General features: G+C 61.1%; 9 protein-coding genes and 1 pseudogene. 7 read left to right on the top strand and 3 right to left on the bottom strand.

All coding sequences use genetic code 11. From position 1 onward, the window contains the following. Positions 1–57: 57 nt before the first annotated feature. The 3 genes from ACQKPC_RS01600 to gap form a co-directional block, all read right to left on the bottom strand. Positions 58–1,389, bottom strand: coding sequence for a CoA transferase (locus ACQKPC_RS01600; protein ID WP_427622886.1), 1,332 nt, complete (start codon positions 1,387–1,389; stop codon positions 58–60). A 195-nt stretch (positions 1,390–1,584) separates the two neighbouring features. Continuing rightward, positions 1,585–2,049 carry a methylglyoxal synthase gene (locus ACQKPC_RS01595; protein WP_123495468.1) on the bottom strand — a complete coding sequence of 155 codons (465 nt, stop codon included), beginning with the start codon at positions 2,047–2,049 and terminating at the stop codon, positions 1,585–1,587. A gap of 148 nt (positions 2,050–2,197) precedes the next feature. After that, the gene (gene gap, locus ACQKPC_RS01590) at positions 2,198–3,199 is read right to left on the bottom strand and encodes a type I glyceraldehyde-3-phosphate dehydrogenase (protein WP_008013978.1); all 1,002 of its coding nucleotides are present in this window, start codon (positions 3,197–3,199) and stop codon (positions 2,198–2,200) included. A gap of 219 nt (positions 3,200–3,418) precedes the next feature. Between gap and edd the strand changes: the two genes are divergently transcribed. From edd to ACQKPC_RS01555, 7 genes and pseudogenes are all read left to right on the top strand, one after another. Beyond that, entirely contained in the window at positions 3,419–5,245 is a 1,827-nt protein-coding gene (gene edd, locus ACQKPC_RS01585; RefSeq protein WP_008072944.1) for a phosphogluconate dehydratase, read from the top strand. Then, a complete protein-coding gene (locus ACQKPC_RS01580; protein WP_427622885.1) occupies positions 5,242–6,201 on the top strand; it encodes a glucokinase in 960 nt (319 codons plus the stop codon). The genes edd and ACQKPC_RS01580 overlap by 4 nt, the downstream gene beginning before the upstream one ends. Before the next feature lie 227 nt (positions 6,202–6,428). After that, positions 6,429–7,160: a response regulator gene (locus tag ACQKPC_RS01575; RefSeq protein WP_008006907.1), complete on the top strand. Its 732-nt coding sequence runs from the start codon at positions 6,429–6,431 to the stop codon at positions 7,158–7,160. After that, positions 7,150–8,619, top strand: a complete 1,470-nt coding sequence (locus ACQKPC_RS01570) for an ATP-binding protein (protein ID WP_192343885.1) — start codon at positions 7,150–7,152, stop codon at positions 8,617–8,619. The genes ACQKPC_RS01575 and ACQKPC_RS01570 overlap by 11 nt, the downstream gene beginning before the upstream one ends. Before the next feature lie 243 nt (positions 8,620–8,862). Beyond that, complete coding sequence (locus tag ACQKPC_RS01565; protein ID WP_427622884.1) at positions 8,863–10,122, top strand: AGE family epimerase/isomerase; 1,260 nt, start codon at positions 8,863–8,865, stop codon at positions 10,120–10,122. Positions 10,123–10,239: 117 nt separating this feature from the next. Further along, the gene (locus ACQKPC_RS01560) at positions 10,240–11,547 is read left to right on the top strand and encodes an ABC transporter substrate-binding protein (RefSeq protein WP_218397894.1); all 1,308 of its coding nucleotides are present in this window, start codon (positions 10,240–10,242) and stop codon (positions 11,545–11,547) included. A gap of 177 nt (positions 11,548–11,724) precedes the next feature. After that, positions 11,725–11,850, top strand: a pseudogene (locus ACQKPC_RS01555) (sugar ABC transporter permease); the annotation flags it as partial.

The following is an 11,850-nucleotide window of genomic DNA, read 5'->3' as shown; positions in this document are numbered from 1 at the left end:
CTTGGAGGAATGCGATCACATGTGGGAGCGGGCTTGCTCGCGAATGGGCCCGGAGAGTCACCACCACTGCGCGCGATGGGAACCCAATTCCCCGGCTGGCAGCGCCCACTGTAGCGGTGTCCCGGTGATTTTCAGCGGTACATGAAGCCGATGCGCCGGCCCCCAAGGCGTCTGTTCAACCAACATCCCTTGATCGCTTTGATCCTCCGCCCGCAATGCCTCATCGGTCCCCGCGCCATGTTCAATCAGCAACTTGGCGGTCCGCGCCAACGACAACCTGGCCGACCCGCCACGTCCCAATAACGTGATCGCCGCCGCAGCCATCAAATACCCGGTGGCGTGATCAAGCGCCTGCACCGGCAGCGGTGTGGGCTGGTTCGCTTTCTTCCACTGCATACCCGCTTCGGCAATCCCGCTGCTCATCTGTACCAGACTGTCGAACCCTCGACGGTTTTGCCAAGGGCCGCTCCAACCGTAGGCGTTGAGGCACACATCAGTCAGGCCCGGCGCCAGTTTTTGCCGCACGGCGACGCCGTAGCCCAACTTTTCCAGTGCATCGGCGCGGTAGCCGTGGAGCAAGATATCGGCGTCCTTGAGCAGGCTTTCGAACACCACACGATCAGTCTTGTCGTGCAGATCCAGGCGCGCACAACGTTTGCCCAAAGTGACTTCCGGCACTACGCCCGGTTCGTTCCAGGTTGGTGGGTCGATGCGCAATACATCGGCGCCGAGACCGGCGAGAAAACGACTGGCGATGGGGCCGGCCAACACGCGGGTCAAATCCAGCACCTTGATGCCCGCCAGCGGTTGCGCCACCGAACCCCGCCACGGCTTTGCATTTTCGCCGCTGTCGGCGCTGAACTGAATCAACGGCTCGGCGTTCACCGCCAAACCTTGGGGATGCGCTTGCCATTGCGCCCAACTGCGCATTTCGGCCGCACAACCACCGGCATCGACCACGGCCTGTTCCAGATCGCTTTTGGCCCATTGAGCTACCTTGCTCGCCATCGCGGCGCGGTCGGCACAGGCGCCGAGGACGCTTTCAGCGGCGGCACGATGATGAGGTGCGTTGGTATGCAGGCGGATCCAGCCGTCCTTGGTCGCATAGTCGCCGGCGACCGGATCCCACAACGGTGGAACGCTCCAGCCCACGGGGCGGATCGACGTTGCGAACCAGAACGACGCCAGGCGCCGGTCGACGTCAAGAGTAGGCAAACGGCCGGTGTGTTGTTGCAGCCATTCACTGACAGCCTGACCGGCGGCGGCAATGCTTGCGCAGGCAAGGTCGGTGACAGCAAATGCCGAGGGCAGGGCGCCGCTCGAGGTGAACGAGATGGGTGTGTGGGGCAAGCCGAGTGCGGCTTGAATGGACGTTAGTAAATCAGTCATCGAAGGCCCTCCGGAGCGAGAGCCCGAGCATAGATCAAAAAACTGGCGGGTCGGATGAAATCCTGTGGGAGCGAGCCTGCTCGCGATAGCGGTCTTTCAGTCGACATCATGGTGAATGTCAGTCCGTCATCGCGAGCAGGCTCGCTCCCACAGGGGATTTGTGTCAGGAGGGTATCGAGATTGATTCCGGGCGCTTTACCCGCGCCCTAGCAAATAGGTCGCGTAATCCGGGATGCGGTGTTCGTGAGCCTGATCCATCAACGGACTGCTGAGCAGGTAATCGGCGCTGCATTCGTTGCAGGCCACCGGGATGTTCCACACCGCCGCGACCCGCAGCAGGGCCTTGATGTCCGGGTCGTGGGGTTGCGGTTCGAACGGGTCCCAGAAGAACACCAGCATGTCGACCCGCTGCTCGGCGATTCGCGCGCCGAGTTGCTGATCGCCGCCCAGCGGACCGCTGATCATGCTTTCCACCGGCAGATCGAGGCGTTGTTGCAACAACAACCCCGTCGTGCCGGTGGCGACCAGTTCATGTTGCGCGAGTTTGTTTTTTTGCCGCTCGGCCCAGTCCAGCAAAAATACCTTGCAGTGGTCGTGGGCAACCAGGGCGATACGCTTGCGCGCCGCCAGGGTTTTTTGCGTAAAGCTGATACCGATCATCGCTTGCTTCTCCCAGGCGTAATGCGCCGCGTAGGAGCTGCCGAAGGCTGCGATCTTTTGATCCTGATTTTCAGCGATCCGGAGAAGATCAAGATCAAAATATCGCAGCCTGCGGCAGCTCCTACGGGGGCCGCGTCGACGCAGCTGTTTATTCTGCGTTGCAGAGCGCCAGGCAGTTATCGAGCATGCGGTTGGAGAAGCCCCATTCGTTGTCGTACCAGGCCAGCACTTTGAGCAGCTTGCCGCTGGACTTGGTGTGGTTGGCGTCGAAGATCGACGACAGCGGGTTGTGGTTGAAGTCGCTGGAAACCAGCGGCAGGGTGTTGTAGCCGAGAATCTTCGAGTGCTGGCTGGCTTGTTTGAGCATCGCGTTGACTTCATCGGCCGACGCTTCACGCTTGAGCTGCACGGTCAGGTCCACCAGCGACACGTTGATCACCGGAACACGCACCGCCATGCCGGTCAGTTTGCCCGCCAGTTCCGGCAGCACCAGGCCTACCGCTTCAGCGGCGCCGGTCTTGCTCGGGATCATGTTCTGGGTGGCGGAACGGGCGCGGTACGGGTCGGTGTGATAGACGTCGGTCAGGTTCTGGTCGTTGGTGTAGGCATGGATGGTGGTCATCAGACCGCTTTCGATGCCCAGCTCGCGGTGCAGCACCTGGGCCACCGGGGCCAGGCAGTTGGTGGTGCACGAGGCGTTGGAAATGATCTGGTGCGATTGGCGCAGAATGTCGTGGTTAACCCCATAAACCACGGTGGCGTCGGCGCCTTTGGCCGGGGCCGAGATGATCACTTTGCGCGCGCCGGCCGTAATATGCGCGGCGGCTTTGGCACGGTCGGTGAACAGACCGGTGCATTCGAACACGACGTCGACCTTTTCCGCGGCCCAAGGCAGTTCGGCCGGGTTGCGAATGGCGCTGACCGAAATACGGTCGCCGTTGACGGTCAGGCTTTCCTGATCGTGCTGGACATCGGCATCGAATGTGCCGTGAACGGTGTCGTACTTGAGCAGATGAGCATTCATCGAGCTGTCGCCCAGGTCGTTGATCGCTACGATCTGCAGATCCTGACGATAGCCTTGGGTATACAGTGCGCGCAGGACATTACGGCCGATACGGCCAAAACCATTGATTGCAATTCGAAGAGTCATTTACAGCGCCGCCGTCGTTTTGTTGTTGGAATTACAAGATTATTCGCAAAAAAATAGAAAACAAGCCTTTTTAGTGGCAATATTTTGTTTTATCTACAACGAGTGACCTGAATCAACTGGTCCGAATGATCAAGAAAACCGTCTGTCACCCCGATCACAGCGGTACTTGGTCAGCATAGACAATCAGGTCGCCACATCCGTTAGCCTGGAGTTCTACACATGCATCCCCGCGTCCTTGAGGTCACCGAACGGCTTATCGCCCGCAGCCGCACCACGCGTGAGGCTTACCTTGCATTGATCCGCGGCGCCGCCAGCGACGGCCCAATGCGCGGCAAGCTGCAATGCGCCAACTTCGCCCATGGCGTAGCCGGGTGTGGCAGCGACGACAAGCACAGCCTGCGGATGATGAACTCCGCCAACATCGCCATAGTTTCGTCATATAACGACATGCTCTCGGCGCACCAGCCGTACGAAGTCTTCCCGGAACAGATCAAAAAAGCCCTGCGCGAAATCGGCTCCGTCGGCCAGTTCGCTGGCGGCACCCCCGCGATGTGCGATGGCGTGACCCAGGGCGAGCCGGGCATGGAACTGAGCCTGCCGAGCCGCGAAGTGATCGCGTTGTCCACTGCTGTGGCGCTGTCCCACAACATGTTCGACGGCGCGTTGATGCTCGGCATCTGCGACAAGATCGTGCCGGGCCTGATGATGGGCGCGTTGCGGTTCGGTCATCTGCCGACGATTTTCGTGCCGGGCGGGCCGATGGTTTCGGGCATCTCCAACAAGCAGAAAGCCGATGTGCGTCAGCGCTACGCCGAAGGCAAGGCGACGCGCGAAGAGCTGCTGGAATCGGAGATGAAGTCCTATCACAGCCCTGGCACCTGCACTTTCTACGGCACCGCCAACACCAACCAGTTGCTGATGGAAGTCATGGGCCTGCACTTGCCAGGCGCCTCTTTCGTCAACCCGAACACCCCGTTGCGCGATGCCCTGACCCGCGAAGCGGCGCACCAGGTCACCCGCTTGACCAAGCAGAACGGCGACTTCATGCCGATCGGCGAAATCGTCGACGAGCGTTCGCTGGTCAACTCCATCGTGGCCCTGCACGCCACCGGCGGTTCGACCAACCACACCCTGCACATGCCAGCCATCGCCATGGCCGCGGGCATTCAGTTGACCTGGCAGGACATGGCCGACCTCTCCGAGGTGGTGCCGACCCTGAGCCACGTGTACCCGAACGGCAAAGCCGACATCAACCACTTCCAGGCGGCGGGCGGCATGTCGTTCCTGATCCGCGAACTGCTGGAAGCCGGCCTGCTCCACGAAAACGTCAACACGGTGCTGGGCCACGGCCTGAGCCGCTACACCATGGAACCGTTCCTCGAAAACGGCGAGCTGGTCTGGCGCGAAGGCCCGATCGAAAGCCTCGACGAAACCATCCTGCGTCCGGTCGCTCGCGCATTCTCGCCAGAGGGTGGCTTGCGCGTAATGGAAGGCAACCTCGGCCGTGGCGTGATGAAGGTCTCGGCGGTCGCTTTGGAAAACCAGGTCGTCGAAGCACCGGCCATGGTGTTCCAGGATCAACAGGACCTGGCCGATGCGTTCAAGGCCGGTTTGCTCGAGAAGGATTTTGTCGCGGTGATGCGCTTCCAGGGACCGCGTTCCAATGGCATGCCGGAGCTGCACAAGATGACGCCGTTCCTCGGCGTGCTGCAGGATCGCGGTTTCAAAGTCGCGTTGGTGACTGACGGGCGTATGTCCGGCGCCTCGGGGAAAATCCCGGCGGCGATCCACGTCAGCCCCGAAGCTTATGTGGGCGGCGCTTTGGCGCGGGTGCAAGAGGGCGATATCATCCGCGTCGATGGCGTCAAAGGCACCCTGGAGCTTAAGGTGGACGCCGAAGAATTCGCAGCGCGCGAACCTGCCAAGGGTCTGTTGGGCAACAACATTGGCAGCGGTCGCGAACTGTTTGGTTTCATGCGCATGGCCTTCAGCTCCGCAGAGCAAGGCGCCAGCGCCTTTACTTCTGCCCTGGAGACGCTTAATTGAAACTGGCTCTGGTCGGTGACATCGGTGGCACCAACGCACGTTTCGCGTTGTGGAAAAACCAGCAGCTGGAATCGGTCCAGGTGCTGGCGACGGCAGACCACGCCAGCCCGGAGGAGGCGATTGCGCTCTACCTGAGCGGGCTCGGTCTGGCGCCGGGTTCGATCGGTTCGGTGTGCCTGTCGGTGGCAGGCCCCGTGAGCGGGGATGAATTCAAGTTCACCAACAATCACTGGCGGCTCAGCCGCCAGGGGTTCTGCAAGACTTTGCAGGTGGATCAACTGCTGCTGGTCAACGATTTCTCGGCGATGGCCCTGGGCATGACCCGCTTGCAACCGGGTGAGTTTCGGGTGGTCTGCGAGGGCACGCCGGAACCGTTGCGGCCGGCGGTGGTGATCGGCCCGGGCACTGGCCTGGGCGTGGGCACCTTGCTCGATCTGGGCGAGGGCCGTTTTGCCCCGCTGCCGGGGGAGGGCGGTCACGTCGACCTGCCACTGAGCAGCCCGCGAGAAACCCAACTGTGGCAACAGATCTTCAATGAGATCGGCCATGTCAGCGCTGAAACGGCGTTGAGCGGCAGTGGTTTACCGCGGGTCTACCGGGCGATCTGCGCGGTGGACGGTCACACGCCTGTGCTCGACACGCCTGAGGCGATTACAAAGGCCGGGCTGGCGGGCGATCCGATTGCCCTGGAAGTGCTCGAGCAGTTCTGCTGCTGGCTCGGTCGCGTGGCTGGCAACAACGTGCTGACCACCGGTGCACGGGGAGGTGTGTACATCGTCGGCGGGGTGATTCCACGGTTTGCCGATTTCTTCGTCGAAAGCGGTTTCGCCCGCTGCTTCGCCGATAAAGGTTGCATGAGCGATTACTTCAAAGGCATTCCGGTGTGGCTCGTCACTGCGCCGTATTCCGGGTTGGTGGGTGCGGGAGTGGCGCTGGAGCAATCCATTCCAGCCTGAAATGCAATCAAATGTGGGAGCGGGCCTGTGGCGAGGGGGCTTGCCCCCGTTGGGCTGCGCAGCAGCCCCAAAATCTCTGATGCACCAAAGATCTTGTGAGTGCTGCGCACTCAAACGGGGGCAAGCCCCCTCACCACAGGCTCGCTCCCACAATTGGTTCTGCGGTGTTTGTAGATTTCGCGCTTAAGGCATAATCCACCTAATTCAAACAACAAGGACGCCGCCCCGTGAGCTCAGTCAACAAGTCGATTTTGTTGGTCGATGACGATCAAGAGATACGCGAGTTGCTGGACACCTACCTGACCCGCGCCGGTTTCCAGGTCCGTACCACGCCCGATGGTGCAGGCTTTCGTCAGGCCTTGAACGAGGCGCCGAGCGATCTGGTAATACTCGACGTGATGCTGCCGGACGAAGACGGGTTCAGCCTCTGCCGCTGGATCCGCCAGCACCCGCGTCAGGCCCATGTGCCGATCATCATGCTCACCGCCAGTTCCGACGAGGCCGACCGTGTCATCGGCCTGGAACTGGGCGCAGACGACTACCTCGGCAAACCCTTCAGCCCCCGTGAATTGCAGGCGCGCATCAAAGCCTTGTTGCGCCGCGCGCAGTTCGGTCAGGAGCGTTCCGGCAGTGAAGTGCTGGCCTTCGATGATTGGCGGCTGGACATGGTCAGCCATCGGCTGTTCCATATCGACGGCGAGGAAGTGATTCTTTCGGGCGCCGATTTCGCGCTGCTGAAACTGTTCCTCGATCACCCTCAGGAAATCCTCGATCGCGACACCATCGGCAACGCTACCCGTGGCCGTGACCTGATGCCGCTCGATCGCATCGTCGACATGGCGGTCAGCCGTTTGCGCCAGCGCCTGCGCGATACCGAAAAACCGCCACGGCTGATCCGTACCGTGCGGGGCAGCGGCTACCAACTGGCAGCCAACGTGGTTGCCAGCAATGGCCACTGAGTTCCTGCGCAAGCTCGCCGGGCGGGTGCCGGTACCGCGCTCGCTGCTCGGGCGCATGTTGCTGCTGACCCTGCTGGCGGTGCTGTTCGCCCAGACACTGTCGAGCGTCATCTGGGTGTCGCAATTGCGCGCCACGCAGCTCGAAGGCCTGGTCACCAGCGCCCGCAGCCTGGCCCATTCGATGACGGCCAGCGTCAGTTATTTCCGTTCGTTACCGGTGGCGTTCAGGCCGCTGGTGCTCGATCAATTGCGCAGCATGGGCGGCACCCGGTTCGTGGTGACCCTCAACGACAAACCACTGGGCATGGAAGTGCTGCCGATCACCCCGCGCAAAGCAGCGGTGCTCAAAGCGGTGGACGAAGTGCTGCGCCAGTCGCTGGGCCAGGACACCGACATCTCGGTGACCTTCGTCAGCCCCGAAGACCTGCGGATTTTCAATGGCGGCCTGAAACTCGATGAGTTGCCGCGCTCCTGGGCGCATTACGCGTTGACCCTGGAGCCGGTGAACCCACCGGTGCTGGTCACGCAAATCCAGATGGCACCGGGGGAATGGCTGTACATCGCCTCCCTGTTGCCCGAGCCCTACACCAGTCTTGAGGAACAAGGCCTGCCGGCGCAGCAGGTCTGGTTTATCGTGCTCACCAGCGGTTTCCTGCTGCTGTTCATCGGCCTCTTGGTGCACTGGCAGAGCCGACCACTCAAGCGATTGGCGCGGGCGGCGCGGGACATGTCTCTGGGTGCTGAAGTCGAACCGGTGGCCGAGGGTGGCGGCAGTGAAGTGGTGGAAGTGGGTCGCGCCTTCAACGCGATGCGTGAGCGCATCAGCCGTTACCTGACTGAACGCAGCCAGTTGTTCAGCGCGATTTCCCATGACTTGCGCACGCCGATTACCCGGCTGCGATTGCGGGTGGAATTGCTTGAAGACGAAAAACTGCAAGCCAAGTTCGGCCGTGATCTGGATGAGCTGGAGTTGCTGGTCAAGGGCGCGCTGCAATGCGTGAAAGACACCGACATCCACGAGAACATCGAGCCGGTGGATCTCAATCATGTGCTCGACTGTCTGGTGGAACCGTATCTGGCGCCCAACGGCAATGGTCGCGTGACCCAGCATGGCCGGGCGCTGGCGCCGTATCCCGGCAAGCCGCTGGCGCTCAAGCGTTGCATCGGCAACCTGATCGACAACGCCTTGAAATATGGGCAGAACGCGCATTTGCACATCGATGACGATGAGAGCGCGTTTGTCCTGCATGTCGACGATGAAGGGCCGGGTGTGCCGGAGCAGCGGCTGGAACAGGTGTTCGAGCCGCACTTCCGCTTGGCCGGTCAGCAGCAGGGTTATGGCTTGGGGCTGGGGATAGCGCGCAACATTGCCCATAGCCATGGCGGTGAAGTCAGCCTGCAAAACCTGCGTGAAGGCGGGTTGCGGGTGACGTTGCAGTTGCCCCGCTCGGTGGATTGACACCGCCCCTGTGGCGAGGGAGCTTGCTCCCGCTGGGGCGCGGAGCGGCCCCCCTTATCCCTGAAAAGAATGGGACTGCTGCGCAGTCCAACGGGAGCAAGCTCCCTCGCCACAACACATCACTCACCTCAAAATCAGGGGAAATGTCACAACTCGGTGACATAACTCGCCCCCTTCGTTACCTGCCCGCTATCGCCCGTTGTTTAGACTCCCCCCAGTCATAACAACAAAAAAGGTCTTCCCATGGACACCTTCCAACCCGCCTTCAGCAGTTGGCTGAACGCGCCTGCCCATCAGCAATGGCTCGCCGCCGAAGGCCTGCGCCTGCTGGCATTCGCCAAGGCTGCAAAGCTTGCCGAAGGTTTCGGCAATCTCGATGAAAAGGGTCGCCTGGCGGCCAACGCGCAAGCTGAAACCATGAACACCGCGCGCATGACCCACAGCTTCGCCATGGCCCACATTCAGGGCCTGCCGGGTTTCGCCGAGCTGGTGGATCACGGCATCCAGGCCCTCAGCGGGCCGCTGCGTGATGCCGAACACGGTGGCTGGTTCGCCACGCCCGAACACCGCGACGGCAATACCGGCAAAGCCGCTTACCTGCATGCCTTCGTGGCATTGGCTGCGAGTTCTGCGGTGGTCGCCCAGCGCCCCGGCGCACAAGCGCTGCTGGACGATGCAATCCACATCATCGACAGTCATTTCTGGAGCGAGGAGGAGGGCGCGATGCGCGAATCCTTCAACCGCGACTGGAGCGTCGAGGAAGCCTATCGCGGCGCCAACAGCAACATGCACGCCACCGAAGCCTTTCTCGCCCTGGCCGATGTCACCGAGGACAACCGCTGGCTGATTCGCGCCCAGCGCATCGTCGAGCGCGTCATTCATGATCATGCCGCGGCCAATGATTATCTGGTGGTCGAGCATTTCGACCGCGACTGGCAGCCGTTGCGCGACTACAACCACGACAACCCGGCTGACGGATTCCGCCCTTACGGCACCACGCCGGGCCATGGTTTTGAATGGGCGCGGCTATTGCTGCATCTTGAAGCGGCGCGGGTGCAGGCCGGGATACTTACACCGGGCTGGCTGGCAACCGATGCGCAAAAACTCTTCGACCACAATTGCCGTCACGGTTGGGATGTCGACGGAGCGCCGGGGATTGTCTACACCCTCGACTGGGACAATCGCGCAGTGGTTCGTCATCGCCTGCACTGGACGCACGCCGAAGCCAGCGCTGCCGCCAGTGCCCTGCTCAAACGCACCGGTGATGAGCAATACGAGCGCTGGTACCGACTGTTCTGGGAATTCTGTGACAGTCATTTCATTGACCGTTGCGATGGCAGCTGGCATCACGAACTCGATCCGCTGAACCGTCCGAGCGCCGATATCTGGGCCGGCAAACCCGACCTGTATCACGCCTGGCAAGCCGTTTTGATCCCGCGCCTGCCACTGGCGCCGAGCATGGCGAGTGCACTGGCGCAGTTGTCCCAGAGCGTTGCTGTGTAACCATGTGGTGACATTCGCGCGTCCCTTCGTTACCTGCGAAGGGGCATCCCCTGTTTAGAATCCTATGCAGCGCAAGCACCAGACTTGCATGCATAACAACAAGAAAGGTACTACTAGATGAATGCGATTTCTCGCCTCGCTACTGTCATTTCTCTCGCTTCACTGCTTCCTGTTGCTGCATTCCCCGTCAGTGCCCTTGCCGCCGATGCCAAAGGTTCGGTGGAAGTCGTTCACTGGTGGACGTCTGGTGGTGAAAAAGCAGCCGTCGATGTGCTCAAGGCCCAAGTCGAAAAAGACGGTTTCACCTGGAAGGACGGCGCAGTTGCCGGCGGTGGCGGCTCCACGGCCATGACCGTACTCAAAAGCCGCGCCGTGGCCGGTAACCCGCCGGGTGTTGCCCAGATCAAGGGGCCGGACATCCAGGAGTGGGGCAGCACTGGCCTGCTCAGCACCGACACCCTCAAAGAGGTTTCCAAGTCCGAAGGCTGGGATAACCTGCTGATCAAGAAAGTCTCCGACACCGTGAAATACGAAGGCGATTACGTCGCCGTGCCGGTGAACATCCACCGCGTCAACTGGCTGTGGATCAACCCGGAAGTCTTCAAGAAAGCCGGGATCGACAAAGCGCCAACCACCCTCGAAGAATTCTATGCCGCTGGCGACAAGCTCAAAGCCGCCGGCTTCATCGCACTCGCTCACGGTGGTCAGCCGTGGCAGGACAGCACCGTGTTTGAAGACGTGGTGCTCTCGGTCATGGGCGCAGATGGTTACAAGAAAGCCCTGGTCGACCTGGACCAGAAAACCCTCTCGGGGCCTGAGATGGCCAAGGCCTTCACCGAGCTGAAAAAAGTCACCGGCTACATGGACCCGAACCGCGCCGGTCGTGACTGGAACATCGCCGCAGCCGACGTCATCAACGGCAAGGCCGGCATGCAGATGATGGGCGACTGGGCCAAGAGCGAATGGACCGCCGCGAAGAAAGTCGCAGGCAAGGACTATCAGTGCGTGCCGTTCCCGGGCACTGAAAAAGCCTTTACCTACAACATCGACTCGATGGCCGTGTTCAAGCTCAAAGCCGATCGCAAAGGCGACATCGCCGCCCAGCAAGACCTGGCCAAGGTCGCTCTGGGCAAAGACTTCCAGAAAGTCTTCAGCATCAACAAAGGCTCAATCCCGGTGCGTACCGACATGCTTAACGACATGAGCGCGCTGGGCTTCGATTCTTGCGCTCAAGCCTCCGCCAAGGATTTCCTGGCTGACGAGAAAACTGGCGGCCTGCAACCGAGCATGGCGCACAACATGGCCACGTCCCTGGCCGTACAGGGCGCGATCTTTGATGTGGTGACCAACTTCATGAACGACAAGAACGCTGACCCGGCCAAGGCCAGCGCGCAACTGGCCTCGGCTGTCAAAGCCGCCCAGTAATCCCTGACGCCGCGTTACCCCTGTGGGAATGGGTTTATGTGGGAGTCAGGCTTGCCCGCGATGCAGGCGATTCGGTTTAGCTTCAAACCGAGTTGATGCCATCGCAGGCAAGCCAGCTCCCACAGAAGCCCGCTCCCACAAGGGATCGCCGTGCCGATTTCATTCCTCTTCACCTGGATTATCCCGATGAGCTCTGTGGCGGTTTTCAGCAAAGCCTCACCGTTCGACGCATTGCAGCGCTGGCTCCCCAAACTGGTTTTGGCGCCAAGCATGCTGATCGTCCTGGTTGGTTTTTACGGTTAC

The sequence above is a fragment of the Pseudomonas sp. NPDC089918 genome, from assembly GCF_050280605.1.
Classification (GTDB): domain Bacteria; phylum Pseudomonadota; class Gammaproteobacteria; order Pseudomonadales; family Pseudomonadaceae; genus Aquipseudomonas.
This window is presented reverse-complemented; position numbering and strand designations above follow the sequence as displayed.